The sequence below is a fragment of the Streptomyces sp. NPDC096132 genome (genome assembly GCF_044763345.1).
Taxonomy (GTDB): Bacteria; Actinomycetota; Actinomycetes; order Streptomycetales; family Streptomycetaceae; genus Streptomyces.
This window is the reverse complement of record NZ_JBIWGA010000007.1, coordinates 363169-386879: the sequence shown is the minus strand read 5'-3', so window position 1 is coordinate 386879 and position 23711 is coordinate 363169. Positions and strand designations below refer to the sequence as shown.

At 69.4% G+C, this 23711-nt stretch carries 33 protein-coding genes; 16 read left to right on the top strand and 17 right to left on the bottom strand.

Annotation, left to right across the window (positions count from 1 at the left end; all coding sequences use genetic code 11):
• Window positions 1-73: 73 nt before the first annotated feature.
• The 11 genes from ACIRF9_RS19745 (at window position 74) to ACIRF9_RS19695 (ending at window position 7944) form a co-directional block, all read left to right on the top strand.
• Window positions 74-310 carry a hypothetical protein gene (locus ACIRF9_RS19745; RefSeq protein ID WP_403823436.1) on the top strand — a complete coding sequence of 79 codons (237 nt, stop codon included), beginning with the start codon at window positions 74-76 and terminating at the stop codon, window positions 308-310.
• Window positions 307-1488, top strand: coding sequence for a DnaB-like helicase N-terminal domain-containing protein (locus tag ACIRF9_RS19740; protein WP_403823433.1), 1182 nt, complete (start codon window positions 307-309; stop codon window positions 1486-1488). Before ACIRF9_RS19745 ends, ACIRF9_RS19740 begins: the two co-directional genes overlap by 4 nt.
• Entirely contained in the window at window positions 1485-2087 is a 603-nt protein-coding gene (locus ACIRF9_RS19735) for a hypothetical protein (protein ID WP_403823431.1), read from the top strand. Before ACIRF9_RS19740 ends, ACIRF9_RS19735 begins: the two co-directional genes overlap by 4 nt.
• Window positions 2077-2367 carry a DNA cytosine methyltransferase gene (locus ACIRF9_RS19730; protein WP_403823429.1) on the top strand — a complete coding sequence of 97 codons (291 nt, stop codon included), beginning with the start codon at window positions 2077-2079 and terminating at the stop codon, window positions 2365-2367. Before ACIRF9_RS19735 ends, ACIRF9_RS19730 begins: the two co-directional genes overlap by 11 nt.
• Window positions 2360-3283 carry a DNA cytosine methyltransferase gene (locus ACIRF9_RS19725; protein WP_403823627.1) on the top strand — a complete coding sequence of 308 codons (924 nt, stop codon included), beginning with the start codon at window positions 2360-2362 and terminating at the stop codon, window positions 3281-3283. Before ACIRF9_RS19730 ends, ACIRF9_RS19725 begins: the two co-directional genes overlap by 8 nt.
• A 96-nt stretch (window positions 3284-3379) precedes the next feature.
• A complete protein-coding gene (locus ACIRF9_RS19720) occupies window positions 3380-3991 on the top strand; it encodes a DUF4913 domain-containing protein (RefSeq protein WP_403823427.1) in 612 nt (203 codons plus the stop codon).
• A 1-nt stretch (window position 3992) separates the two neighbouring features.
• Complete coding sequence (locus ACIRF9_RS19715) at window positions 3993-4802, top strand: hypothetical protein (RefSeq protein WP_403823424.1); 810 nt, start codon at window positions 3993-3995, stop codon at window positions 4800-4802.
• Entirely contained in the window at window positions 4799-5269 is a 471-nt protein-coding gene (locus ACIRF9_RS19710) for a hypothetical protein (RefSeq protein ID WP_403823421.1), read from the top strand. Before ACIRF9_RS19715 ends, ACIRF9_RS19710 begins: the two co-directional genes overlap by 4 nt.
• Window positions 5270-5301: 32 nt before the next feature.
• Window positions 5302-6111, top strand: coding sequence for a winged helix-turn-helix transcriptional regulator (locus tag ACIRF9_RS19705; RefSeq protein WP_403823418.1), 810 nt, complete (start codon window positions 5302-5304; stop codon window positions 6109-6111).
• Between the two features lie 98 nt (window positions 6112-6209).
• Window positions 6210-7064: a DUF317 domain-containing protein gene (locus ACIRF9_RS19700; RefSeq protein ID WP_403823415.1), complete on the top strand. Its 855-nt coding sequence runs from the start codon at window positions 6210-6212 to the stop codon at window positions 7062-7064.
• Window positions 7065-7092: 28 nt separating this feature from the next.
• Window positions 7093-7944, top strand: a complete 852-nt coding sequence (locus ACIRF9_RS19695; protein ID WP_403823412.1) for a DUF317 domain-containing protein — start codon at window positions 7093-7095, stop codon at window positions 7942-7944.
• Between the two features lie 140 nt (window positions 7945-8084).
• Here ACIRF9_RS19695 and ACIRF9_RS19690 read toward each other — a convergent pair whose 3' ends face one another.
• The 3 genes from ACIRF9_RS19690 to ACIRF9_RS19680 form a co-directional block, all read right to left on the bottom strand.
• Complete coding sequence (locus tag ACIRF9_RS19690; RefSeq protein WP_403823409.1) at window positions 8085-8465, bottom strand: hypothetical protein; 381 nt, start codon at window positions 8463-8465, stop codon at window positions 8085-8087.
• Complete coding sequence (locus ACIRF9_RS19685) at window positions 8462-8719, bottom strand: hypothetical protein (protein WP_403823406.1); 258 nt, start codon at window positions 8717-8719, stop codon at window positions 8462-8464. Before ACIRF9_RS19685 ends, ACIRF9_RS19690 begins: the two co-directional genes overlap by 4 nt.
• A 117-nt stretch (window positions 8720-8836) precedes the next feature.
• On the bottom strand, window positions 8837-8992 hold the full coding sequence (locus tag ACIRF9_RS19680; RefSeq protein ID WP_403823403.1) for a hypothetical protein: 156 nt from the start codon (window positions 8990-8992) through the stop codon (window positions 8837-8839).
• 247 nt (window positions 8993-9239) lie between these two features.
• On the opposite strand from ACIRF9_RS19680, the gene ACIRF9_RS19675 reads away from it, so the two are divergent.
• The 3 genes from ACIRF9_RS19675 (at window position 9240) to ACIRF9_RS19665 (ending at window position 10276) form a co-directional block, all read left to right on the top strand.
• Entirely contained in the window at window positions 9240-9593 is a 354-nt protein-coding gene (locus tag ACIRF9_RS19675) for a DUF317 domain-containing protein (protein WP_403823400.1), read from the top strand.
• Window positions 9594-9629: 36 nt separating this feature from the next.
• Window positions 9630-9854: a hypothetical protein gene (locus tag ACIRF9_RS19670; RefSeq protein ID WP_242761901.1), complete on the top strand. Its 225-nt coding sequence runs from the start codon at window positions 9630-9632 to the stop codon at window positions 9852-9854.
• Window positions 9855-10099: 245 nt separating this feature from the next.
• Window positions 10100-10276 carry a hypothetical protein gene (locus tag ACIRF9_RS19665; protein ID WP_403823397.1) on the top strand — a complete coding sequence of 59 codons (177 nt, stop codon included), beginning with the start codon at window positions 10100-10102 and terminating at the stop codon, window positions 10274-10276.
• A gap of 139 nt (window positions 10277-10415) precedes the next feature.
• Here ACIRF9_RS19665 and ACIRF9_RS19660 read toward each other — a convergent pair whose 3' ends face one another.
• From ACIRF9_RS19660 to ACIRF9_RS19615, 10 genes are all read right to left on the bottom strand, one after another.
• Entirely contained in the window at window positions 10416-10724 is a 309-nt protein-coding gene (locus tag ACIRF9_RS19660; RefSeq protein ID WP_403823394.1) for a hypothetical protein, read from the bottom strand.
• A 233-nt stretch (window positions 10725-10957) separates the two neighbouring features.
• Entirely contained in the window at window positions 10958-11365 is a 408-nt protein-coding gene (locus ACIRF9_RS19655) for a hypothetical protein (RefSeq protein ID WP_403823391.1), read from the bottom strand.
• A 67-nt stretch (window positions 11366-11432) separates the two neighbouring features.
• Window positions 11433-13178 carry a relaxase/mobilization nuclease domain-containing protein gene (locus tag ACIRF9_RS19650; protein ID WP_403823388.1) on the bottom strand — a complete coding sequence of 582 codons (1746 nt, stop codon included), beginning with the start codon at window positions 13176-13178 and terminating at the stop codon, window positions 11433-11435.
• A gap of 2 nt (window positions 13179-13180) precedes the next feature.
• A complete protein-coding gene (locus ACIRF9_RS19645) occupies window positions 13181-13531 on the bottom strand; it encodes a plasmid mobilization protein (protein ID WP_244190693.1) in 351 nt (116 codons plus the stop codon).
• A 269-nt stretch (window positions 13532-13800) separates the two neighbouring features.
• On the bottom strand, window positions 13801-14025 hold the full coding sequence (locus ACIRF9_RS19640; protein ID WP_403823384.1) for a hypothetical protein: 225 nt from the start codon (window positions 14023-14025) through the stop codon (window positions 13801-13803).
• Window positions 14026-14122: 97 nt separating this feature from the next.
• A complete protein-coding gene (locus ACIRF9_RS19635; RefSeq protein ID WP_403823381.1) occupies window positions 14123-15124 on the bottom strand; it encodes a DUF2637 domain-containing protein in 1002 nt (333 codons plus the stop codon).
• A complete protein-coding gene (locus ACIRF9_RS19630) occupies window positions 15121-15711 on the bottom strand; it encodes a WhiB family transcriptional regulator (protein ID WP_403823378.1) in 591 nt (196 codons plus the stop codon). Before ACIRF9_RS19630 ends, ACIRF9_RS19635 begins: the two co-directional genes overlap by 4 nt.
• A gap of 101 nt (window positions 15712-15812) precedes the next feature.
• Complete coding sequence (locus ACIRF9_RS19625; RefSeq protein ID WP_403823375.1) at window positions 15813-16520, bottom strand: ATP-binding protein; 708 nt, start codon at window positions 16518-16520, stop codon at window positions 15813-15815.
• Window positions 16520-17461, bottom strand: coding sequence for a hypothetical protein (locus ACIRF9_RS19620; protein WP_403823372.1), 942 nt, complete (start codon window positions 17459-17461; stop codon window positions 16520-16522). Before ACIRF9_RS19620 ends, ACIRF9_RS19625 begins: the two co-directional genes overlap by 1 nt.
• 3 nt (window positions 17462-17464) lie before the next feature.
• Window positions 17465-17770, bottom strand: a complete 306-nt coding sequence (locus ACIRF9_RS19615; protein WP_403823370.1) for a hypothetical protein — start codon at window positions 17768-17770, stop codon at window positions 17465-17467.
• Window positions 17771-18574: 804 nt separating this feature from the next.
• Here ACIRF9_RS19615 and ACIRF9_RS19610 point away from each other — a divergent pair.
• The gene (locus tag ACIRF9_RS19610) at window positions 18575-19477 is read left to right on the top strand and encodes a helix-turn-helix domain-containing protein (RefSeq protein ID WP_403823367.1); all 903 of its coding nucleotides are present in this window, start codon (window positions 18575-18577) and stop codon (window positions 19475-19477) included.
• A 57-nt stretch (window positions 19478-19534) separates the two neighbouring features.
• Here the strand turns inward: ACIRF9_RS19610 and ACIRF9_RS19605 are convergent, their stop codons facing one another.
• Genes ACIRF9_RS19605 through ACIRF9_RS19595 form a run of 3 tightly spaced genes read right to left on the bottom strand, consistent with a single transcriptional unit; the run spans window position 19535 to window position 22207 of the window.
• Window positions 19535-20713, bottom strand: coding sequence for an amidohydrolase family protein (locus ACIRF9_RS19605; RefSeq protein ID WP_403823364.1), 1179 nt, complete (start codon window positions 20711-20713; stop codon window positions 19535-19537).
• A gap of 24 nt (window positions 20714-20737) precedes the next feature.
• On the bottom strand, window positions 20738-21853 hold the full coding sequence (locus ACIRF9_RS19600) for an MAB_1171c family putative transporter (RefSeq protein ID WP_242761920.1): 1116 nt from the start codon (window positions 21851-21853) through the stop codon (window positions 20738-20740).
• A gap of 3 nt (window positions 21854-21856) precedes the next feature.
• Window positions 21857-22207 carry a hypothetical protein gene (locus ACIRF9_RS19595; protein WP_242761921.1) on the bottom strand — a complete coding sequence of 117 codons (351 nt, stop codon included), beginning with the start codon at window positions 22205-22207 and terminating at the stop codon, window positions 21857-21859.
• An 880-nt stretch (window positions 22208-23087) separates the two neighbouring features.
• On the opposite strand from ACIRF9_RS19595, the gene ACIRF9_RS19590 reads away from it, so the two are divergent.
• Window positions 23088-23519 carry a pyridoxamine 5'-phosphate oxidase family protein gene (locus ACIRF9_RS19590; RefSeq protein ID WP_403823359.1) on the top strand — a complete coding sequence of 144 codons (432 nt, stop codon included), beginning with the start codon at window positions 23088-23090 and terminating at the stop codon, window positions 23517-23519.
• 16 nt (window positions 23520-23535) lie between these two features.
• On the opposite strand, the gene ACIRF9_RS19585 is transcribed toward ACIRF9_RS19590, so the two are convergent.
• Window positions 23536-23709: a hypothetical protein gene (locus tag ACIRF9_RS19585; protein ID WP_403823356.1), complete on the bottom strand. Its 174-nt coding sequence runs from the start codon at window positions 23707-23709 to the stop codon at window positions 23536-23538.
• Window positions 23710-23711: the final 2 nt, after the last annotated feature.

Sequence of the window (23711 nt, the reverse complement as noted above, 5' to 3'; positions counted from 1 at the left end):
ACACGCGGGAGTACGGCCCGCCGCCTCCCCGAGCCGCTGCTCGGCCTCCCCCTGTACTTCTTGAGGTGCTCCCGTGTCCCACCCCGTACCAACCTGGGCATCCGTCCGCCCGTCCGAGCGGATCGCCGGCACTCCCGCCGTACGCCGCGGCGGCGCATGGTGGCTGGTCACCCCGACCGGCACCATGTCCGTCCTGGACCCCGTGTTCACCGGCGAACTGGAGCGCTTCGCCGCTGACATGGCCGCCGCCGACCGTGCCGTCGCGCGGCTGCGCACCGAGCGCACGGCCGCGCGGAAGGGCCAGCGGTGACGCCGCTCGTTCAGGCTGAGCAGGCGGTCCTGGGCGCGGTCTTCCTCGACCCCGGCCAGCTCGACCTGCTCTCGCCCTGGCTGCGGCCCGATCACTTCTACCGTCCGATACACGCGGCCCTCTACGCCGCGATGCTCAAGCTCCACGCCGATGGTCACCCCGCCACTACGGCGAAGAGCGGGGACCCGATCCCGCTGTCCTGGGTGACGAACACCGTGCGGGAGGCCAGCACTCGGACCCGTGGCCTGACCGCGTCGTACGCCCACTCCTTGATCTCCGCATGTCCGCGCCCCACCCATGCGCCCGTCTACGGGCGGATGGTCCTCGAGGGCGCCATCCACCGCAGCGTCACCCAGCACGCCATCCGCCTCCACCAGGCCGCGCGTGCCGACGCCGTCCGAGGCGGGGTCGAGGAGACGGTCCACCACGCCCAGGTCCTGTCCGACGTCCTCGCCGATCTCGCCCACCGGTGGGGAACCGAGCCGCGACCGGTACCGCCCCCGGAGCCGATCACGTCGCCCGCCCAGCAGCCGCAGCCCGTCGACGAACAGGTCCTCGCCGACGAAGAGTTCCTCCTCGGCTGCATCAGCGCCCGGCCCGAGCAACTCCTCGACGTCGTCGACTGGCTGCGTCCGGGGGACTTCGCGGACACCGGCCACCAGCAGATCTACCGCGCCCTGGGCGCCCTACACCACCGCAGCGAGCCCATCGACCAACTGACCGTGCTGTGGGAGACCCAGCGCCGAGGCGTGCTGTCCGACGGGACGCTCGATGCCGAACGCGTCCTCAGGATCTGCGACCCGCTGTCCTTCTCCGGCGTGGCCGAGCACTTCGGCCAGCAGGTCGTCCAGGCCTCGCTCGTCCGCACGGCCGCCGCCGTCGCCCGGCAGGTGCGCGCGCTCGCCGACGACGAAGCCCTGGCCCCGGGACGGCTGATCGGCTACGCCCTGCACGCCCTCGGTCCGCTGGACGACGTACGCCGCCGCTTGCACCGCACGCACGAAGCCGACCCCGAGCCGCGGCGGCCAACCACTGGGCCGGGTGCGTCGCCGCCTGCCGCCCGCATCGAGGCGGCCCGAGCCCGCAGCCGCCCTACAGCCGCCCCGACCCCCTCGGCGCCGGTCGCGGCCTCGTGCGCCGCGCTTCCCGACCGGCACAACCATCGGAGTCCGTCATGACCGACCACACCGGCCGCGCGGGCCTGGAAAAAGACGAACTGTACGTGCTGGCCCTGGAGTTCGAGCAGCTCCGGACAGAAGTGGTCCGGTCGTACACGCACAGCTCCCTGCCCGACCTTGCCACCGCATCCCATCAACTCCGCGCACTGACAGAACTCGTGAAGGACCTGTCCGACGAGGTCCTCTTCCGCGCCACCGACAATGATCCGGGACTCGACTTCGGCCCGGTCATCGACGCCTACACCAGCGCGTCCGCCCCGGCGGGACGCGCCATGAACAACTACACCGAAGCCTTCGAACAGCTCGGATTCCTGCGCAGGTACGCGGAAGCCCCAGCCTCGGCGAATCTGCGCGACGCCCGCCAGTCCGCGTTCGACGTCGCGCAGGACCGGCTGAACCTCACCGTGGACTCGCTGCAGGAAACCTTCGTCACGCTGCGGGGTGCTGCCGACCGGATCGACGGCACTCCACCTCGTGTTCTCGCCGCGCTGAGCCGCTCGGCACGGCCAACGAACTCGATCTACCGCCTGCCCGTGGAGCCGCCCGCCCCGGGTCCGGTCCGGCTCGCCTACACCCCGGCGCCCCGCCATGGCCGCTGACCTGACCTCGGCGGAGGCTCCGCCGTCGATCGGGAGCCTGTGTTCCGGGTACGGCGGTCTGGATCTCGGCGTCCAGGCAGTGCTCGGCGGAACGGTCGCCTGGCATGCCGAGATCGATCCGGGAGCGGCCCGGATCCTGTCCCGGCACTGGCCGGCCGTGCCGAACCTCGGCGACATCACGGCCGTGAACTGGACCGACGTCCCGGAGGTGTGCGTCCTGACGGCCGGGTTCCCCTGTCAAAGACGTCTCGGTCGCCGGTCGTCGCGCCGGACTGGCTGATGGCACCCGGTCCGGTCTGTGGCACCACGTCGTCCGTGCCATCGAAGCCCTTAACCCCTGCCTGGTGGTGATCGAGAATGTCCGGGGGCTCCTCACGTCGCCCGCCGGTTCCCCTGGCGACGTGGAACTCTGCCCGTGGTGTCTGGGAGACACCGCAGGCCAGCCTGCTGTGCGCGCACTCGGTGCCGTACTCGGCTCCCTGGCCGACATCCGGTTCGATGCGCGCTGGTGTGTCCTTCGCGCCGCTGACGTCGGAGCCCCGCACCGCCGAGAACGGATCTTCCTCACCGCCTGGCCCTCCGGACGAATCACCGCTGCTCAAGACGCCGACCAGCAACCTGGGGGCCAACGGAGGCAGCCAGCACCCGGCGAAACGCAAGCAGGGCGGCCACGGCCCGAACCTGGCGGACGAGGTCGAGTGGCTCCTGCCCACCCCGAAGGCCTCGGACGGCACCAAGGGCTCGCCCAACCAGCGCCACGGCAATGGGGACTTGACCCTGCCTTCAGCGGCGGCACGCCTGCGGCCCACCCCGGATGCCACGCCCACACGCACGGCCGGGCAGCGGAAGAGCTCGATGGGCAGCACTCCGCTCACACAGTCGCTGCCGCTGTTCGGGGATCCGTCGGTTCCGGGGGACGGGCCGAGATCTGGGGTCCGTACGCCGCCGCGATCACCCGCTGGGAGCAGGACACCCGTCCCGCGCCCCGGCCGACCGACGACGCCGGCCGCCTCAGCCCGCGGTTCGTGGAGTGGATGCAAGGCCTTCCTCCCGGCTGGGTGACCAGCACGCCGGGGCTGGGTCGCCCCGCCCAACTGACTGCTCTGGGCAACGGAGTTGTGCCCCAGCAAGCCGCCCGCGCTCTGCGGATCCTGGCCCCGCCCGGAACCGTGTGCCGCCATCGCGCGCGGCGCTGACCTGGGCCTTCTACACCCACTTTCCCGGCCGGGCCAAACCCCCGTTTCTCCGGAACCTCGTCACCCCACCCACCAGAACTTGCACCAGGGGTAGCCATGTCCGAACCCGCCCACGAGAACGAGCCGGTGCGCATACAGGACCACGACCTCGACGACCTCGTCGCCACAGTCACCCGGCTCGTCGCCGAGAGCCGCAAGCAGGGCGAGACGCTCGCCCGGCTCACCGACGACCAGCCCGCCCCACAGGACGGCGAACCAGTCGATCCCGAGCACCCTGAAAACCCGGCGACGGCCCCCGCCCCGGCCGAAGCCAACGCCGACGGCGCCAAGGACAACGGACCGGCCTCCGTCTTCATCCTGGCGCTCGGCGCCCAGGCGTACGCCGTAGAACTGGCCGCGCTGACCAACTGGGTGCACAACCTGCTCCTACCGGTCTACGGACGGGAGATCACCACCGGCCGCCCGTGGTGCCGGCAGTGGCAGGAGCACCCCGAGGCCGTCGCCCGGCTGCACGCCCTCTGGCTCGCCTGGCAGCAACTCACCGACGTCCAGGCCGGCCTCACCGGTCCCTCCACCTGGCACCGCGACCACCTAGACCCAGCCTTGCTCCAACTCCGCACCCCAGATGGCCCTTTCGGCGCCTGCACCACCAGTGCGGCCCGACCCCACCACCGGCTGCTGGCCTCGCCCGAGCCCGTCGGAGTCTGAGATGGCCGGCACGCACGAACCCTCTGCGCCGGACTACCGGCTCGACGGTTTCCAGGCCGTCACCGATCAGATCGAGGACGACTTCTCCTCCGTCACGCTATCGGACGACCTGTTCGTTCCCCTCTCCGAGCACCACAGCGCCGACGACCGCGACAGCTACCTGCTGCTGCACGATCGCTCCGCGATCTGGGACCTCCCAGGGATGGCGGAGTACGTCACGCTGCACATCACCCGCGACGTCGAGCAGCGCACATTCGACTTCGCTTCCGAGCGCCACCCGGTCGTTCCGCTGGCGCAGAACTGGCTGATCCACCGGGGCTGCCCGCCGGAAGTCGTCAGGGGATCCCACCCCCACGGGCCCCGCCCTGCCGACAGCCTCACGGCACGTCTTGAGGACCTGCTGAGGACCAACTCCGGCAACCGGTACGAGGTCCTCGATCACTACACCGACAACCCAGGCTCCTTCGACGTCGGCGCCGAGGTCCACACGCTCGTCTACGACAGCCATCCCGACTCCGCGGAGGCTCCGTATCGCCTCTTCCTCGAAGAGACCACCAAGAACCTGCGCTCCTACACCGTGCGGGAGGGCGCCTTCACCAGCGCCGAAGAGGCCGATACGTGGATCACGGAGCGGGACTCACCGCTCCCCCTGGCACCTGCCCCACCGAGCGCCGTCGGCCGCAGGGCAGCAGCCGCCCGCGCTCGCTCCACGGTCACAGGCAACGGCCTCGCCGTAGCTCCGGCACCCGTATCACCACCGCGGTCAACGACAGGGCCTGCCCCGACGCACTCCCATGGACTCGCGCGATGAGCCGGGCTCGATACGCCTTCGCCGCCCATCCCGCGGCTCTCGCCGACCTGCGCGCCGTCCCGGAGAACATCCGCGACCTGGCCCTGCTCGAACTGCAGCACCTGGTCCACGGCAACGAACGCGGCGCCGCCCTCCAGCGCGAACTGGCGGGCTGCCACAAGGTCTACGTCGACCCGGAAACCCGCTGGCGGCTGGTCATCCAGTACCGGGACGCTCCCGCCTCCTCCCAGCACAAACGGGAGATCTACCTCCTCGCGGTCGGCGAGCGCCAAGACCAGGCCGCCTACCGCACCGCGGCCCTCCGGCTGGAGCGCGAACGGGCGGCCACCGCCACGTCCCCGCACGACCGGCGGACCCGAGCCGCCAGGGCCCGCTCTCCTCAGCACCGGGGCGGGCAGCCGATCGCCGCTGCCCAGCAACCCGCGGCAACGACCTCCGTCACGAACCGCACCACGCGGTCCCGCTGACCGCACTCAACCACCCTTCGGAGAACCCCACCGTGCCCGACCTCACCAACACACCCACCCCTCACACCGAACTCGTCGACCAAGCTGTCGCCCGCCTCTCACCGCGTTGGACCACCTGGACCCTGCAGACCATCCAGCAGCACGGCCCCATGCGCCTGACCGAACTCAACTCCGCGCTGCCGTGGGTCGGTGTCCACGCCATGGCCGAGATCGTGCGCCGCATGCAGACCAGCAATCTTCTCGACCGGCCTCAGTTCGGCGTGTACGACCTCACCCCGCTCGGCCGCCACACCAACGACGTCCACCGCGCGCTCTCAGCCTGGCACCGCATCCACCTCGCGGACGGCACGTCGTCACCAGGAGAGGCAGAACGCGTACAACCGGAACCCGTAGAAGTCGCGCTCGGCCGACTGCGCGGGAAGGGCACGATCCCCCTTCTCCACGCCCTCGCACAGCACGGTCCCCTGCCCAACGGTGCGCTACGAGACGAAGCCGGGCTCGCCACCGGCTCCTTCCACTACCGCATCACACAGCTTCAGATCCACCAACTCATCACCCGCACAAGCCCCTCCTCCGGCCGAGTCGCCGAGTGCACCCTGACGTCCGCGGCCCGTGGGCTCACGCCGGTGTACGCCGAACTCGCGGAGTTCGCCCGCAAGGCAAACCCAGCAACATCTCTACCGGACAAGCACGGTGCGACAGCGCAGCACGCCATACGCGCGAGCCCGGCAGTGCACCGCAGTCCGGTGGCTTCTTCCGAACTGTTCTCGCACGTCCCCGACTCCCAGCCGCGTGTCCCAGCGCACCTCACCGCACTCTCGCACCCGTCCCGGACGAGGTGACTCCAGTGCCCGCAGCCAGATACCGCCGCGCGACCGCACCCACGTGCCCCCACACGAGCCGTTCAGCCGCCCGTGTCCCACCGCCCGAAGGCCCTCTCATGCCCAGCCTGGATCCCCTCGCCCTCGACCCGAACGCGGATGTCCTGGTCAGCCCCGGCTACCTCGCCGGTCCTGGGGACAACCTCAGCATCTTCAACTCCCTGGAACTCGCTCCCGGTTGGACCAAGGCCGTCGCCTTCGGCACCGACACGTACTACACGAGCCCATGCCAGCGCGTACGCGTCGCCAACGCCCTGGAGAGCTTCTACGGCGGATGGACCATCTCCTACGCCGAGGACCCACTCGGCGTCCCCGACTGGATCACCACGTTCGACCGGAACACGCCCTACGAGATCGTGGCCGCCTTCACCGAGACCCTCGTCGAGGGAGTGCACAACAACTTCGCCGACTACCTCAGCGGTGGCCGGCGCTACACAGGCACCAGCCCCGCGTCCCTGACCGCGCGCCACCGGTGGGAGCCGGTACACGGCACCCGGCCGTTCCGTACGGTCTCCCCCGACGGCCACGCCACCTATCAGATGAGCGTCGGCTGGCTACACGAGTACGACGAGCTGCTCACGCCCGAGAAGTCGACGTGGCGCATGTCCGCTGGCCCCGACCCCGTGTACACGCCGAGCTGGCAGGCCTTCTTCAGCCGGTACACCCCGCAACACCTCATCACGGCCTCCACCGCCGTATTCACGGACCCCGCCCCCGTGCCGCGTGCCCTGGACCAGATCCCCGACCGGCACCGCTCACTGATCTCGGTCGCCCGCGCGGAAACGACCAGGCCCGACCCGCGGGCCGCAGCGGCGCTCGCGCGCAGCACCCAGACCCAGGCGATACACGTACCTCCGCCTCTGGCCGCGCCGACCTCGCTCGCCGCGCACGTCGGCTCCCGACGGCAGCGCTAACCCCCACCCTCAGCCCCGGAGTCCCACCGTGTCGATCACCGCCCCCGAGGGCGACCTGTACGTCTCACCGCTCTACCTCGCCGGCTGTACCGTCACCGGCGACCCCGCCCTCGCACCACTCCTCGATCACGGCTTCGCCCTCCACGACGACGAGCTGGCGAACGTGTACGTCTCCTCCCCACAACGGCACATACGCCTTGGCTATCTGCCCGAGGGGGAGGACAACACGCTGTGGAAAGCCGCCGTCCACGCCGATCCCTTCGGCCCTGCGCACTGGATGGCCACCTTCGACACACCCACCCCCACCGAACTGGTGACCGCCTTCACCACCACCCTCGCCAGCACTTACACGAAGGGGCCGGACGCCTACCTGTCCAGTGCGGACCATCCGATCGACGAGGCCCTGCGACCCCTGACACGAGCAGGGTGGCAGCGCACGGACACGTGGGCTGCCACCACGTGCACCGCCCCCGACCAACTGGCCGGCCTCACCTACTCGCGCCGACTCCCCAACGCGCAGGCCGAGCTGCACTCCGACACGCACCGATGGCTGCTGTGGGGTGGCAAGGACGGCTACCACTCACGCTGGTATGCCTCTTTCACCTCTCACACGCCCCTCCACCTGATCGCGGCGACCACCGCGCGCCTTGCCGACCCCACACCCGTGCTCCGGTATGCGCCCGAGGTCCCGTCCCGAAACTGCGGAGCGGCCCACATCACTCCAGCCACACCGCCGGTACCGACTCCACTGGATGTCCGCCGAGTTGCTGCCGCTCGCGCTCGCAGCACCATTTCCCGGGCCGTCGTGCGTGCCCCCACGGTGGCAACAGCATCCGGTCCCAGCGCCGTTCTTCCGGCCCGCGCCTACCGGCGTCGATAAGCGACGCTCCACACAAGGGAAACCACGTGAACGGCAATGCACTCGACGGTCCCATCAGACCCGTCCGCAGATGCCCGCCAGAGTCGATGGCCGTCGCCGTCGAGTTCGGCCACCACATGCGACGCACGTTCGTCTCCCAGTCAGGCTCCTTCGAGCAAACACACCAGCGAAGCAGTGATCACGCGGTGACGGCCTCCGAGGGGCACAAGCTTGACCGGCGACTCCCCCCGTTTGATCAGTGCGTGAAGGTGGCTACTTGAGACGCCGAGCGCGGTCGCGGCCTTGGGGACGCTCACCGTAGCGGGCCAGGAGCGAATCTCATCGAGAGTCGGGCCGTTACTGGACTTCGAGCGGCCGTCGGCGACATCACTCGCGGTGACCTGCGCATGAGCAGTTCGCTCGGTGAGGGGCCGCTCCCACAGCCGGAGCAGGGCGCGCAGCCGGGCGATGTCCTCTGGGGGTGGCAACGGCGCGTTGTCCACGAGGTTGCGGATGTGCGCCTCCCGTTCCTCAGGCGTCATTGGCCTGCGCTCGGTCCGTACGACTGGGCTCGGTGAGGTGTTCGCGAATCATCATGCCGTGTCCCCTGCTCTGGCCGCCCACTCACGCTCGATTCGCTCTGCCGCGAGGCGTTCAGCGGCGGGGCGAGGATCGGTCTGAGCTGGGCAATCAGCTCAGGGGGAATGCCCACGGTGCGGATCGCACGGTCGGCCTGGGCACGGGCATCTGCGACCTCTGCCGGGGTGAGGATCGCGTGGCGCTCTTCCTTGGTCATCAGATCTCCCGCCTTCGTACAAGCCAAGTGCATCGCCCGATAGCGGGTCCGGCAAGGCTCGCAGGAGATGTGCGAATCGTGCGTTCGAGCGGACCAGGGGCCCGAACCTCCGCGCGCTCAGAGCGGTCCGTCGGCCTCGGCGTTCACCAGCCGTACCAGTTCCTCGACGCTCAGCTCGACCCGCCGCCCATCAGCCAACCGGGACCGGCCCAACGACGCCGCCTCGACGTCGTCGACAGCCTCGTCGTGCTCGCGAATCTCCTCGCTACTCAAGCCCGCTCCTCCCCTTCTCTCCATCCAGCCACGCAAATGGCCGCTCCCGCACCAGCTGAGGGGACGACCGTTTCATTCCGCGTTGCACGGACATCAGTCGCCGCATCCGGGGCCAGTTCGCCCATGGCAGACGCACACCGCGGGCAACGACTGGAGACACCGCCCAAGACCATGGCAACGTACGGGAGCCCGGAAAATCCGCAGGTCAACGAAGGGTTCTCTGTTCGTGACGCTTACCACCACAACCATGTTCCGGCCTCTCGCAGAGCTTCCTCCACCCGCCCTCGGCGAGCGTGAGTGGCTCCTCGAATGCCACTGCGCCCGACCCGTGACCGACCTCCTCAAGGCCCAGGGATGGGACGTCGTCGCCGACCTGGACTGCAACGTCCACTGCTCCAGCCCCGACCGACGCGTGTACGTGGGCTTCCTCCCCGAAAGCCGGGAGGCAGCACGCGGCGAGCTGTGGCACATCCACGTCACGGACAACAGCGGCACCAGGGCCTGGCGCCAGACCTTCGGACCGGATACCCCGGCACAGGCCGTCGCCGGATTCCTCGCCGCTCTGATCAACTTCCCCACCCGCTACTGCACCTGCGTGTAACACCCGCTCCGCACGCTCATCGCCAAGGAGACCGTCATGCCCTCCGAGATCACCGTTGGCCAACTGGTTCACCAGCTCCAGTCCTTCGACCCCGACCTGCCCGTGTACCTCGCCATCAATCCTGACTGGCCCTACGCCCACCGCATCGGCCGCACCATGGAGATCACCGGGGCGACCGGAGCCGTCTACATCGCTGAAAACGGCCAGGAGGGCGTACTGCCGCCCACCGTCCGCAACCAGCTGGACTGGGCCGACGTATGACGTGCCACCCGCGGACACAGCCCACTGCGCCGCCGATCAACTCCTCCGACTCCTCGCACCACCTCCTCAGTGACCTGGTCCATCGCTCCATGCCACCGTCGGTGCGCGGCGCTCTCCTCCGCTGCGTGCCGCCTCATCCCGCCCAGCCGATCCACACGGCGTGGATAAGCAACCTGCAGCCCGAGCGTCTCCATCCCGGCTCCATCGTGCTCAGCTGGGAGCCCGGGCTCGGAGGCGGAATGGATGTGACCGCTCGCCTCCGTCTGGCCTCGGCGGAGGTGCTCCTCGGCAGATGGCCGGACCTCCACGGCGACTGGACCACGGTCGTGCACCCCACCCTTCACGAGGTCATTGGGCTTCACACCGCCCTGTCCGTCGCCACCGACGCGCTGCACCTCGCCAACCACCTGGCGAGCCGCTGACGACCCGTTCGCCGTGAACTTCCGAGGGCTGCCCCAAAGATTGGGGGCAGCCTTCGTGGCGTTGGGACATCGCTGTGCTGTCTCGGACGGCTGAGTGCCTTCTCACTGCAGACCGCTGGTGTGCCCACGAGCGCGGCTATTAGAGACGTATCCCGCTGTCGCCAAGGACCTCGGCGGCTGCCGCGCGAAGTGCCTTCACGGCCTGGTAGAGCAAGTGCTCCCGCTCGGCGGCGAGCACGATGTCCTCGGCCTTGCGGGAGGTGTCTTCCGCGTGAGCGTCACGCACCATCCGCCGCACGACCTCGGCGAGATCGGCAGCCGCGCGGACCACTCCGTAAAGCGCCTCCACCACGGAAGGCGGCCCCTCCAGGAGGACAAGCTCGGCAGCCCGGCGGACGCCCCGGACCTGGGCGACGAAGCGCTCCATCTTCTCTTCGACGTCCCTCAAGTCCGGCCGGTCCGCCCGCAGCGCGTCACGCACTGCGAGCGCGCCGCCGCGCGCCCGGTGACCATCGCGGAGCCAAGGGTGGCGAGTGAGCCTACGGCGGCACCGAGCAGAGCGGCGAGTCCAGCGTCCACCGCCCCATTCTCGCTACCCCCAAGCGCTCTTGAAGTGCGCCCCGGAGCGAGATCTGGTCGTTCACAGGGAGCCCCATGAGCCCTAGTGGTTGCCCACGGGACCTATTCGGGCCTGGGCTCGGTCAGATAGATGCCGGCGAGCGTGCCGTCGTAGCCCGTGGCCTGGGCCGCGGCCTCCAGGCTCGGGTAGTCCTGGCCGCCGACGTCGATCATCGCCTCGTAGTCCGCGCGGGTCAGTTCACGCTCGACCCACTGGTGTGCGCAGCGGCAGCGGATACTGACCTCGTTGCGGTCGCAGATGACCATCCAGTCGCGCCGGGCGCCGCACCGCGGGCACATCACCGGGATCCCGGTGATCACGATTTCCTCGGGGTGGGTGGTGGCACGAAGACCGATGCTGCCGTCGCCGAGTTGCATCTCCTCCTGGAGGCGCCGCAGGGGGTCGTCGCCGAGGGCCGTCGCCGGCAGAACGGTTCTCTGAGGGGGGAGGCCTCCGTCGAGTATCTGCATTGTCTCCTTCTCCATATCAACCAGCCCTAACAGGCGTCGGCCGTCGATGTCCAGCTCTTTGCGCTGCTCAGCGCCTTGGTCCCCGGGGGTGGGGGTCCGCGCGGTGGGTCACGGCCGGCGCCTCGGGTGCCGGTGGCGGAGATGGGTGAGAGCGCGATTGCGCCGCTCGCGTGTCCGTGCGTGCGCGCGGTGGCGCCATGGTGGCGGGCAGGTTGGCGATGTGTCGTAGTCGCCAGACCAGGACGTCGGTGACGCTGTCGGCGGTTTCCAGTTCGCGCCATTCGACGGCTTGTTGGAGCAGGGCGTCGGGGTCGTGTCCTGCGCGCTCGGCCTGGTCCAGGGTGGCGGCGAGGGCGTCCCAGCCGGGTGCGTGACGTATCGCGCCGGCCTGGTCGGGCAGGGCGGTTTCGAGAGTGCCGGCGTACCGCTCTCGTACGGGTTTGGGGAGGCGTCGGCCGTGCTCGCGCATCGTGTTCATGGGGGCAGCAGCGGCCGATCGGTAGGCAGTGCGCAGGTGTTGTGCGGCTCGTTGGGCGGCGGCTGCCTGCTGGGCGTGGCCGCGGGCGGAGTGCCAGCGCGCGGCGGCGATGGTGACGAGGACCATCGTGGACAGGACCATCGCGGTGGCGCCACCGTCTTCGCCCTTGCCGAGGGCGTTGCCGGCGCGGATGATGCCGCGGGCGGCGGAGCGGATGGCTCGGTTGTCGGCGCGTTCGGCGCGGATGTGGGAGCGGGTGGCGCGTTCGTAGGCGCGGGCGGCCACGACGAGTTCCTTGCGGGTGGAGGCCGGGGCGGTCTGGGCGATGGCGTCGAGGAGTTCACCGACACCGACGAGTTGGGCGGCAGAGTCTTCGTCGTCGTCCTCGTGGAGGATCGATGCCGCTCGTTCGGCAGTTGGGACTGCCTGGCGCCGGGCGCGGGCCGGGGGAAGTGCTCGTTCGTCACCGTGGTCGGTGACGGGTTCGCCGTCGGGGTGTCCGGCGTCGAGGCGCCGGCGGATCCTGGGGAGGGAGAGGTCCGGGGCGAGTTTGGAGCCGGAGAACCAGATGGGTTCGCCGTCGCGGTTGCGGTCGCCGGGGAGGGCGACCTTGTATCCCAGGGTGTCGCCGGACGGGGCGATGCGCCGTTCGACCCGCAGGCCGGCCTCGGCGAGACGGTGGAAGAACTCCTCCTCGCTGGCGGCTCCGGCCAGGGCGTGGCGGACGCTCTCCCGCAGAGTCTCGCGGGGGGTCTCGGTCCGGCCGGTTCGTTCGGCTTTGGAGCGTTCGCCGCTGGTGGGGCGCTGGGCGGCGGTGCGGTCGCCGCCGTTGAGGATCTGCAGGCCGAACTCCTTCTCGATCTTGCGGCATTCGGCCTGGGCGCGGATGCCGTCCTCGTGGCGGCGGGGGCTGCGTCCGTCTTCGCGTTTGAGGGTGGCGACGAGGTGGATGTGGTCGTCGGCGTGGCGTACGGCGATCCACCGGCAGGCCTTGTCGTCGCCGTATTCGGCGATGCCGGTGGCGTGGACGATGCGGCGGGCGACTTCGGCCCATTCGGCGTCGGTGAGGTGGCGGTCGCCGGGGGCGGTGCGGACGGGGCAGTGCCAGACGTGCCGGGCCGGTCGCCGGTCCTTCGGGAGGGCGAGGACGGGGAGGTCGAGTCGGTCGGTGAGTTGCTTGAGCGTGGCGGATGGGTCGCGTCCGGGGTCGGGGGCGAGTTCGGGCATCCAGGATGCGACGAGGTGCGGATCGGTGTGTTCTTCACGGCGGCCGGGGCCGTAGAGGTAGTTGAGGAGTCCGTACGTGCGACTGCCGGTGGAGATGTCGGGGACCACCGTCAGCGCCGCGCGATCTCGATCGCGGCGGCCTCGACCCGGTCAGCAACCCGCAGGACACGGGCGACCGCGGCGTCCACGTACTCCACCTGACCGCCGGAGTTGAGGATGCGGGCCACCTGGTTGAGGTTGCCGCCGACGCGGGCGAGCTGTGCACTGGCGGCCATCAGTTCTTCGACCCGGCCGCGTTGGTCCAACAGCCAAGGCTGGGGGCCTCCTTGGGCCTGGGCGACCGCGACCGCCGCGTCGGCGAGGAACCCGGCGGTCTTCAAACCGACGGCTTCCGCCGCACGCTTCACCAGCGCGAGTTCGTCGGAGGTCAGGCGGACGCTGCGGACTTGGTCACGGTGCACGCGCTGGCGCAGGCGAGGTCGCGTACGCGGTGCGGCGGGCGGGGTCGGTTCCTCTCCTGGCTGCGATCCGCCCTCGGTCGCAGCCTCCGAGTCCGGCGCCCCCTGGTGCCGGACTTCCCCCGTCGCTCCTGGGGCGGGGGTAAGCCCTTCCGAAACTCCTCCGCAGCCCGTGGCGGCGGAGGAGTTTCGGAAGGTACAGCTTGCTCGGCTTCGTGCCGGGCAGTCGTCTTGCCGCAGGTCAGAGGTTGTTTCGGGCGATTCGGAGGGCGTCATCGGGGCGTCTGGACCTTCGTAGGGCGCATGCCGCGGAGGACCTCGGCGACGAAGTCGAGGGCGAGGACCGGATGGTGCAGGGTGCGGGGCGTGCTGGCGGGGGTTCGTTGGACGGTCCAGGTGCCGTCCGCGCCGGGTTCGGCGCGGTGCAGGTGGCCGTATCGCAGGAGCACGGTGATCCAGGCGTCGGCTTCGGCGTGGGTTGCCGGGGTGGTGCGCATCGTGGTGTCTCCGGTGCGTGGATGGGAGTTGGTGGGGTGCGGGCGGGCGGGCGGCCTGGCTCTGGCCGTTGGCCGCCCGCTTGTCCGGGCCGGTCGGTCAGCCGGTCTTGGTGGCCGACTTTTGGCCGGTCTCGGCGCGGAGTTGTTGCATCAGGGCGGTCAGCCGGTCATTGGCCAGCGTTTTGCCCTGTCCGCGGATGGCGTCGGCGACGACCTCGCGGGTGACCTTGCCCGCGTCGGCGACCGCCTGGCGGGCGATCGGCAGGAGGGTGTCCGTCGCCTCTGCGGTGTCCGGGCCGCCGTTGTCCGGTCCGGTCTCCGGCTCGGTGACCGAGGGGGCGGCGAGCCGCAGGCGGGTGACCGGGGCAGGTCTGCTGACCGGCTGTCCGCCCAGGTCAGCGGCGTCACCGCCGTTCGCCAGCTCCGCCTCCGGAGCGCTCGCCGGGTGTCCGGACGGCTCCTCCCGGTCAGCCGTTCGCGGCACGTTCGGGCCGGAGGTGACCGCCGGACGGCCGTTCTCCGGCCGGGTGAGCGTGGCCGAGTGTCCGGAGGTGGCCGGGTCCGACCGGTGTCCGTCCGCCGCGAGCGGGGTGTCCGGCCGGTCAGCAGCGATCCGGTCAGTGCGGACGGTGAAGGTGTCCGGGTGTCCGTGGTGACCGGCCTCGGTGACCCGGCGGGCGATGAGGATGTACAGGTGGACGGCTCCGGCCAGGGCGAGCGGGGCCAGGGTGGACAGGGCGCCGACGGTGACGTCGCCGAGCCGCAGTCCGCCGCCTCCGGGGTGCTGCTGGTTGAGGCGTACGGCGTGCAGGGCGTTGGCCCAGATGCTGGCGGCCGTCGCGGTGCCGAAGAGCGTCCACACGTACAGGCGGGCCGCGAAGGAAGCGGTGCGCAGGACCAGGAGGGCGCGTACTCCGTAGGCGATGAAGCCGTCGATCACCAGGGGGAAGAGGAACGTGAGGGGTCCGCGGACGTGGATGGCGGTGGCCATCTGTTGCAGGGCGTCGTACGAGAGCGCGCACCCTGCACCGCCGAGCGCGACGATCGCGGCTCGGTCCCAACCAGTGATCTGAGCCGGTGTCGGTGCGCTGTGGCTCACGCGGCCGTCCCGAGGTTGTCGCGTGCGGGGGTCTCGGCTGCGGGTGTCTTGAGTTCCTTGGTGGGGCTCTTGGGCTTCTTCTTTCCCTTGTTCGCCTTCTTCTGGTCGACGGCGCGGTTGCGGATCTCCCGGCGGATGTTGCGGTAGAGCTTCTCGGCGTGCTCCTCGCTGACCTTGAGCAGCCAGGCGAGCCGCTCGGCCGGCACCTCAGCGTGGTAGGCGGCTATCACGACGGCGTCGCGCTCGGCTTGGGTGACGTGGATGTCGCGGCCAGCCAACACCTCGTTCACGCGGGCGTAGTCGAAGCGGCGGTGGAGCTTGCGGTGCAGGGGGTCGCGTTCCTCTTCGGTCATGCCGCCCCGGATGCCGTCGCGGTCGCCGTTTTCGAGGGCCGCGTCGAGGCAGGTGGCGCGGACAGGGCACTGCGCGCACAGGGCCTTGGCAGCGCGGATGCGGTCCATCTCGTCCGGCTCGGGGAAGAAGATCTCCGGATCGACCTGGTGGTGGGGCGTCGAGCGGCAGGCAGCGCTGTCGTGCCAGGTGAGGTCGCCGAGGGTGCGCGGGGTCTGGTTCTCGGTGCTGTGCATGTGAGTGTCTCCGGTCGCCCCGGGCGCGTTTTTGGGCAGGCGCGTCCCAGGGGTTGGTGCGTGAAGGAGGCGGAGGCGGCGGCAGCCGGTCGCGGCGGGGATCAGGCGGCGGCGACGCGGCGGCGCTCGGCTGCGAGGGATCGTCTGCGGTCGGGGCCGTCGAGGATGACCTTGTCGCTCATCTCGGTCAGCCTGGAGGCGACCCGGTCGCCGATGTGCTGACGCAGGTCGACCATGCCGAGGTTGGTGGTGATGAGGGTCGGGAGCATCTCGTTGTAGCGGCGGTTGATCAGCCGCATCGTGATCTCCTCGGTCCACTCGCTGTTCTTGGCCGCGCCGAGGTCATCGATGATCAGCAGTGGGCAGCGGGCGAGGTCCATCAGCTCCCGCTCGCCGTCGTGCCCGGGGCGGGGTCGCAGCTCGGCGTACAGGTCGGCGGCCGTGGTCGCCTTCCAGCGCAGCCGGACTCCGGCGAGGAGCAGCGAGCGGATCGCGCCGTACGCCTGGTGTGTCTTGCCGGTGCCGGTGGTGCCGACGATCAGCAGCGAGCGGCCCTGCGCGATCCCCGGAGCTCCCTCGGGTCCGGGGCGGCCGGCCTCGGCGATCGCGCGGACCCAGCCGGTGACCGCCGGGTGGTCGGCGACGGCGGCCTGGTAGCGGGCCGGGATGCGGGCCTGTGCCGCCTGGAGGGCGGGGATCGGCTCGACGGGGTCGGTGAGTTGGACGGCTGGGTCGATGCCCCGGGCGGTGAGGATGGCGGTCAGGCGGCGGGCGATGCCGCCGATGGGCTGGGCGTCACGGTCGCGCATCACAGCTCCTCGGCGTAGGCGGCGGCAGGGTCGGCGGGGTTGGCCCAGGCCCGGTGACCGGGCACGTTAGGCCGGGATTCCGTCCGCACCAAACCGGCGGGGGTGGTGTTCATGGCCTCGTGGACCAGGCTCGGCAGGGTGCTCGGGTGCAGCCCCTTGGCCCGGTGGCGGGCCAGCCCGGCCCGGATGTGGTCCGGATCGATGCCCTCCGCGAGGAGCTTGGCGGTCTCCCGTCCGAGGTGACCGAGCACGCCGCTGGGCGGGCGGTGGGCACAGGCAGCCGCGTACTCGGCCATGAGCTGCTGGGTCGAGACGGTCTCCGGTGCGGGGGCGCATGCGCTCCCCGAAGGAGCAGTAGTTCCTAGATCCAAGTTCCTAGGTCCTAGATCCGGGCAGTGAGGGCTCAGCGAGGGCTCACTGAGTCCTCCGTGAGTGCTCCGTGAGGAGTCACGGAATGCGGTCTGAGCTGCGGTTTTGTCGGGGGCGATGAGATCGCGCGAGGTACGTGCGGCTTCACTGAGTCCTCCGTGAGCCATCACGGAGGACTCAGTGCCGTCTCCGTGAGTTCTCGGTGCGTCCGGCGCGGGCTGCTCGGCGTCGTGGTGCGGGCAGGCGGGGAAGCGAACGCCGCTGGGCCGGTTGATCTTCTGGTGCTGGCGCCAGGTGACGATGTGCAGGTACTGCTTGCCGTCGTCGCCCTCGTAGCGGCAGATCAGGTGGGCGGCGGCAAGTTGGGTCAGGTCGTCCTCGACGTCCACCGGGCCGTGCTCTGGGCGCAGTGACCACAGCAGTCCGGTGATCACGGCGGGCTGGTCGCGGAAGCGACCGTGGTCGTCGGCCTGGGTGAGGAGGCCGAAGAAGGTCCGCTCTGCGGCGAGGGAGACAGCGGCGAGCGACTCGGACGCGAAGGCTTCGGGCTTGATCGTTCGGATCCGGGCCACGGGTCAGCGGCTCCCGTCCGAAGAAGCGCAGGCTCCGACAGTGGGACGCAGGATCCCAGTGGCGAGGTCGAGGTCGTGCGCCTCGTCCCAGTTCGCCTCGGGGAAGGTACGGATCACCCAGCGCGCGGCGGCCCCACGCTGGGTCCGGTTGAGAGGTATCGGCTGTCCCCGCTCGTCGTAGGCGCGGGTGTAGGGGCTCGGCCAGGTCTGGCTGGGCTGGTGCTGCGAGACGCGGATGATGCGGGCGCCGGGCACCATGTCCGCCAGGAGGGCGGCCAGGCGGTCCTGGCGGGCACCGTCAGCGGGCATAACGGCCTTGGCGGGCTGGGCAGCGAGTGCCCTTCCGCTTCGGGACGCGGGCATGCGAGAATTCCTCACTCGTAGGTGGGGTGAGACGGCCGTTCTCGTCGAAAAGGCCAACCGACTCGCCCCGGTTATGAATCCGCACCCTCAGGGGTGGCGGGCTTGGCGCCCGGGAGCTGCTAACTCCTGGGCGCCGTGTCATTTCCCCTTGGAAACCGCGGACTTGACGTTGGATGTGGTTTTGCGTCTCTCCCTTGAGAGGTTCGGGTTCGGCGGTTCCGCCGAGGGAGCAGCAACATATGCAGACGGCGGTCAACACTCCAGCGGACAGCGGGTGATGAGCAGGTTCGACGCCAACTCGACATATATCGCTTGCGGATCAGGCGCTTGGCCGGCTGATGCAGGAGCGAGTCTCTGTCGATGGCGTACCTCCGGCCCGAACCGCGACAGCAAAGCGGTTCGATGAAGCAGAGACATACGAATCTCCTCACGTGACAGCCACCCGCAATTGCCAGAAAGGAGTGACCGCAGTGCGGACTTCGCGCCTCTCCGAGGCCGAACCCGCACACTTCCCGACCCCCGGTAGACGAACCCCCGGGCATCAATGCCTTCTGGGAGCGCTTCGTACACAGCACGACACAGCCGCGCCCCCATCCCCCTCCCGGAGCCCGAGAGCCCTGGCGGAGAGCGAGCGCGAAGATCGAGCAGGTATGCAACCGTGCCCGTTCTTCGCTAAGCTGAAGCTATTCCCGCCTACAGAAAAAGTCAACACACTGGATCACTTCCAGCTTGCATAAAAAACGAGGTCAGATGCCTGCTCGTCACTTCGACCGAACCCGTCTGCGTACGGTGCGGCGGGCCGCCGAGATCTCCCAAGCCGCCGTTGGCGAGGCGCTGGGCGTGTCCGACTCGGCGGTTGCGAGCTGGGAGAACGGCGCGCAGACACCAGATCCCGAGAAGCTGCCGGCGCTGGCGCGCGCCCTCGGGCGCGATGTGGACAACCTGTTCCCGCGCTCCGGGCCACCCGATCTCAAGGATCTACGGTGCGATGCCGGTTACTACCAGTACGAGACGGCCGCGTTCATCGGCACCAAGAGCGCCGGGCCAGTGGCGGCGGCCGAGCGTGGAGAGCGGCCTCTCAAGGAGAAGTACGTCCTGGCCCTGGCTGTGAAGTACGGCGTCAGCGAGGACGAGCTACGACAAGCGGGAGCCCGGTCGATCGCCACCGCACAAGGCGTTCCCGTCGATGCACCCGCATCGACGGGAACGAAAAGGACATTGGCCGCTGACACCCCTCCCGGATCGCTGTCCGAGAAGATCACGCTGCTGCTGGACGGCTCGTACCCCAGCCCTCCAGGGCCGCCGTCCGATGCGGAGATGGCGAAGGCGGTGAACGCCACAGCCGGAGGGCAGCTCCTCACCGAGAAGGACTTCCGCGATCTCCGTACGGGCGTCACCGAAACCGCTCTCCCTGAGGTTCTGGACGCGCTGGCCGACACCGTCGGCGTCTCGCGGCTGTACTTCAAGCCGGACGACGCCGTGGCCGCTCAGGTCTATGAGGGACTCCAGCTGCTGGCCGCCGCGAAGCAGGGGGCCGTGGGCCGCGTAAGGGCCCGCGGCCTGGGCGCTCAGGGTCTGTCGCCGAAGGCGATGGGACTCATCAATGATCTGGTGGCGGAACTGGCGGAGAAGGAAACGGACGCGAACGAGTAGCGCCAGCCCGCAGCCCACTGGCTGCGAGCAGGCAACGTGGCTACCGCTGTTCTGGCCTCACGCCGACTCGTGGAGGCGACCGGCAGCGACCACGCCTCGGACGGTCTTCAGCGCGCCGAGATCCGCCAGAGGGTCTCCGTCGATCACGAGCAGGTCCGCGCGGAACCCCGGAGCGATCCGGCCCGTCGTTTCGCCCACTCCGAGCGCGTCGGCAGCCTCGATGGTCGCCATGTCGAGGATCCGGCTGTTCGGCAGGCCAAGGTGTGCGTAGAAGGAAAGTGCCGGGACCAAGCCGTCGAACCCAGCGCGCTGGACTCCTGCATCGGTGCCGGCGATGAGCTTGGCGCCGGCCTCCGCCATCTGCCGTACGAGATCGAACATGGCCGCCGCACGCTCCTCGCCGAAGAAGCGGGGAAGCATCTGCCAGTGGGGGCTCACGGCGGGGCAGACTGCGATGTCCCGGTCGATGATCTGCTTCAAGACGTCCTGCCGCAGGTCGAAGCCGTCGTCGGTCATCCACGTGCAGTGCTCGATCGTGTCCACGCCCGCTTCCACGGCAGCGGTGATGCCGTCGGTCCCGTGCGCGTGGGCGGCCACCGGCAGGCCGGCCTGGTGGGCCTCGTCCACCAGGGCCTGGAGTTCCTCCGGGGAGAACTGGCTCTGCCAGCTCTTCGGTCCGTCCTTGGTCAGGCCGCCTCCGGTGACCATCGCCTTGATCACGCCGGCACCCGCCGCGACGTTGCGCCGAACGAGGTCGCGGACCTCGGCCACGCCGGAGACTTCGCCTCCGAGGAAGTGGCAGTGTCCCCCGGGCGGAGTCGCGGGCGTCCCCGCCGAGACGATGTGAGGCCCAGGCGTGCTGCCACGGGCGATCTCCTCGTCCAGGCGCAGGGCGAGGCCGTTGCGGTCTCCCAGGTCTCGGGCGGTCGTGACACCGCTGAGCAGGAGCTGCTCCGCACGGTGGCGCATGTCCGCCAGCAGGATCTCGTCGCTGGACTCGTGGAGCGTGGCCACGGGGTCCGCGCCTCCGTCGAAGGCCAGGTGGACGTGCGCGTCAATGAGGCCGGGCACGACCGTTCCCGCGGGGAACGCGAGGTGCTCCGCGTCTGGGTCTGCCTGGTTCGTGATCTGCGCGCGTGGTCCCACCGCCGCGATCGAGTCACCCTCGATGAGGACGGCGCCATCGTCCAGGTACGTCCCGGAGCCGACGAGGACTCGGCCGGCGGTGATGAGCATCTGGTTTCTCCTTGACTTCAGTGGCTAGGCAGAGAGCCGCAGCGCGTCCGACACGGCGATCAGCTGACGTACATCCGCTTCACGGTTGTCCTCCTTGGGCACGGCTATCGGTACCGCCGAACGTGGCTCCAAGGCGCCCTTCCCCATCGTGTCCACGGCGTGCCGGAGACGGTGCGCCAGCACGGCGGGCGGCAGGTCGAGCACTGCGGCGCCCTCCGACGCGTCGGCCAGGTGCGGGCTCACATCAACCAGTCCGTCACGACACTCCACTATCCGTCGGTGGTAGCGGCGGTGCACGCCACGCGCCCGCCACCGGTCCCACAACCCGGAGGAGGCGGGCCGCAGCACGTTCTCGGGATAGGCCTCGGCAAGCAGTCGCCACAGCGGAGCCAGCCGACGGTGGTCACGGCGACGTCGCAGCCAGAGCCGCACGGCCGTGATCCTCGCGCGGGCCCCCGGATAGGTGACGCCCACGACGAACATCAGGATCGACACCACGAGAAGGAACGCGACAGCCGTCATGAGCGCCTCCGGCACGGTCCCACCGCTCCACCGAATGGCGACGAAGACCGCGCGGACAGCGCAGGCCACTGCCATCGCGCCGAGACCGATGGCGGCCATCCACAGGCCCGTCGCGTGCGGGCGCCCCGACATGCGGGCATAGCGGTGAGTCCACCGGCCGGCGACACCGAGGGCGTACATGAGGTACAGACCGGCGCCGCCGTAGAAGAAGGCGATCTGCGGGATGGTCATGTCCGCTGTGCTGAACGAACCGGCGAACACGCTGTGCGGGACCGACACCGCGGCGACCGTGATCGCCACCGCCACGGCGGCCACAACGAGTGCCTCCCGCCTGGCGCGGACTCGCCCGGCCTGTTCGTCGGCCGAGTACAGGTAGAAGCACATGAGGAAGTAGACCGTGAGCAGGAGCAGCACGTTCTGGATCAGCTTCGCGGTCCCGTGTCCCGCCACGGTGTCGACGCCCGAGGCCCCGCCGGGCATGGCCAGCGGATAGGACAACGCGGCGCTGAGCAGGCACAGCGTGACAGAACGAAGCGGTGCGTCATAAGGCGCTCGTGACCACTGATAAAGCTTCCAGACGACGGCTGCGGCAAGGCCTAGGAGGATCACTCCGGTCACGGGTCAGAGCCACCCTCGCCGGTCACCCAACGCCGCCTGAACACGTCGGACCGAGGGATCCTCGGACAACGGGGTGACGTGATCGAGCACCGACGACCATTCCAGGATGATCGTGGCCGCGAGCTCGACCTGGCACTCCTCCCCGTCCTCGTACGAGCACCGGCGGGCGACTCGACGAATGAGCTTGGGGTCGAGTACGGGGATCAGAGTCGCCCAGCCCTCGACGAAGTCGTCCGGCGCCTCCTTCTTCTCCGTCTCCTCCCACTCGGCTACGAAGATGTGGAAGAGCTCGTGAAGGATGATCTGCTGCTGATGCAGGTGGGTCGTCTCCTGCTGATAGAGGATGAGGTCCATCTGGGGCGTGTCGACACACAGCCCGGAAGGCCCCGGCTTCTCCAGCGGGAAAGGTCGAAGGACGATCGGGCGCCCACGCCTCTCACCGACCAACTGGCACAGTTCTTTCACGTCCAGCGGTGGTTGCACGCCGAGCGTCTGAAGCTCTCGCCGCAGCCGACGGTGCAGGTCTCGCTCCACCGTCCGCTTCTGAGCGGTACGCCGGCGGCCCAACCGCCAGCGGCTCACTCCGCCTTGCACAGGCACCCCGGGTTCAGCCGCATCTCGGTCACCTGTTCCCAGCCCCATCAGTACTCCCCTTCGCATCAGCCATGACGGCTCCTCGACGAAGCCGGCCAACGGCCGTGATCGCTTCGAATCAGGTTTAGTCCCCATCACATGACGCCGCCGCAGGAGATCACGGGTGTCGAAGGCCGTACAGCAACCCATGTTGCGAACACACCCGACCCACGGGTCGCGGGGGCGTGCTCTCGACGCTCCCCGACTTTCAAAGTCGCAAGAGCGAATAAGTAATGGCCAGTGACCAAGCACCCCAGCACGCTGCGGGAACTTCGGCGGACACTACGCGAAGCCTCTGTCAGGACCTGGCTGGAAGTCGCCCCTCGGGCTTCAGTTCCACCTGCACGGCGAACTGCACCAAAACAGGGAATATCGACGCGACTCGACCTCCTGAGCTGGGCATTTTCAATCTTGACGCGACCCCGCCAGCCATCATGAGGCCCTCTAACTTCGTTACCAATCCGAGATTTTTGGGGATTGAGCACGCGGGATAATTTCACGCATACTGCCGAAATCTCCCCTTCGTCATACCGATAGCGAAAGTGTGGCCCTAGCCACTTTCAGCCGACTTGCACGGCAATCGCGAGTACTCTTCCCAGCCATGTGCAACGAGCTAGCCCGCCAGGGCAACAAGTACCTGGAGTTCTGGAACGAGTACCACCTGTGCACATTGACGACGCTTCGGCCGAATGGGCGCCCACACGTAGTGCCGGTTGGTGTCACCGTGGACGCTGACACCGGCATCGCGCGAGTTATCACTCGCAAATCGAGCAGGAAAGTCGCCAACCTTCTGGCAGCACTGCCGGGCCAAGCACGCGTCGCGGTCTGCCAAGTGGCCGGAGGGCGCTGGGCGACGCTGGAGGGCACAGCCGAAGTCCGCACGCATCCAGCGGCTGTAGACGACGCTGTCACCCGCTACGGACAGCGCTACGGTCGGACTCCGGCTCCGGATCCGGAACGCGTCGTCATCGAGATTGCGGTCGACCGGGCCTTGGGGCACGTGGATGGCCCCGGCGCCACGTCAACGAAATGACCTAGATCGCGGATGCTCAGATGTCCGTGCCGCCGTTCACCGTGAAGACGCATGCAGCGCCGGCCATGACGAAGGGCGGCGCGCGCGTGAGCGAGCGCAACTCGTCTCGTTCACCTTCCGGGCCGACATCTACCCCTGAGCCTGCCGAGCAGATCCCGAAACAGGTGGCGGGCATGGCGATGCCGAGCACAT

Excerpts from the sequence above, each read along its gene's own strand:
- ACIRF9_RS19715 (WP_403823424.1), top strand. The coding sequence starts at position 3,993 with ATGGCCGGCACGCACGAACCCTCTGCGCCGGACTACCGGCTCGACGGT.
- ACIRF9_RS19655 (WP_403823391.1), bottom strand. The coding sequence starts at position 11,365 with ATGCAGATACTCGACGGAGGCCTCCCCCCTCAGAGAACCGTTCTGCCG.
- ACIRF9_RS19675 (WP_403823400.1), top strand. The coding sequence starts at position 9,240 with ATGTTCCGGCCTCTCGCAGAGCTTCCTCCACCCGCCCTCGGCGAGCGT.
- ACIRF9_RS19590 (WP_403823359.1), top strand. The coding sequence starts at position 23,088 with ATGTGCAACGAGCTAGCCCGCCAGGGCAACAAGTACCTGGAGTTCTGG.
- ACIRF9_RS19640 (WP_403823384.1), bottom strand. The coding sequence starts at position 14,025 with ATGCGCACCACCCCGGCAACCCACGCCGAAGCCGACGCCTGGATCACC.
- ACIRF9_RS19630 (WP_403823378.1), bottom strand. The coding sequence starts at position 15,711 with ATGCACAGCACCGAGAACCAGACCCCGCGCACCCTCGGCGACCTCACC.
- ACIRF9_RS19595 (WP_242761921.1), bottom strand. The coding sequence starts at position 22,207 with ATGGACCTCATCCTCTATCAGCAGGAGACGACCCACCTGCATCAGCAG.
- ACIRF9_RS19610 (WP_403823367.1), top strand. The coding sequence starts at position 18,575 with ATGCCTGCTCGTCACTTCGACCGAACCCGTCTGCGTACGGTGCGGCGG.
- ACIRF9_RS19710 (WP_403823421.1), top strand. The coding sequence starts at position 4,799 with ATGAGCCGGGCTCGATACGCCTTCGCCGCCCATCCCGCGGCTCTCGCC.
- ACIRF9_RS19605 (WP_403823364.1), bottom strand. The coding sequence starts at position 20,713 with ATGCTCATCACCGCCGGCCGAGTCCTCGTCGGCTCCGGGACGTACCTG.
- ACIRF9_RS19670 (WP_242761901.1), top strand. The coding sequence starts at position 9,630 with ATGCCCTCCGAGATCACCGTTGGCCAACTGGTTCACCAGCTCCAGTCC.
- ACIRF9_RS19685 (WP_403823406.1), bottom strand. The coding sequence starts at position 8,719 with ATGACCAAGGAAGAGCGCCACGCGATCCTCACCCCGGCAGAGGTCGCA.
- ACIRF9_RS19720 (WP_403823427.1), top strand. The coding sequence starts at position 3,380 with ATGTCCGAACCCGCCCACGAGAACGAGCCGGTGCGCATACAGGACCAC.
- ACIRF9_RS19615 (WP_403823370.1), bottom strand. The coding sequence starts at position 17,770 with ATGCCCGCTGACGGTGCCCGCCAGGACCGCCTGGCCGCCCTCCTGGCG.
- ACIRF9_RS19735 (WP_403823431.1), top strand. The coding sequence starts at position 1,485 with ATGACCGACCACACCGGCCGCGCGGGCCTGGAAAAAGACGAACTGTAC.
- ACIRF9_RS19700 (WP_403823415.1), top strand. The coding sequence starts at position 6,210 with ATGCCCAGCCTGGATCCCCTCGCCCTCGACCCGAACGCGGATGTCCTG.
- ACIRF9_RS19690 (WP_403823409.1), bottom strand. The coding sequence starts at position 8,465 with ATGACGCCTGAGGAACGGGAGGCGCACATCCGCAACCTCGTGGACAAC.
- ACIRF9_RS19625 (WP_403823375.1), bottom strand. The coding sequence starts at position 16,520 with ATGCGCGACCGTGACGCCCAGCCCATCGGCGGCATCGCCCGCCGCCTG.
- ACIRF9_RS19730 (WP_403823429.1), top strand. The coding sequence starts at position 2,077 with ATGGCCGCTGACCTGACCTCGGCGGAGGCTCCGCCGTCGATCGGGAGC.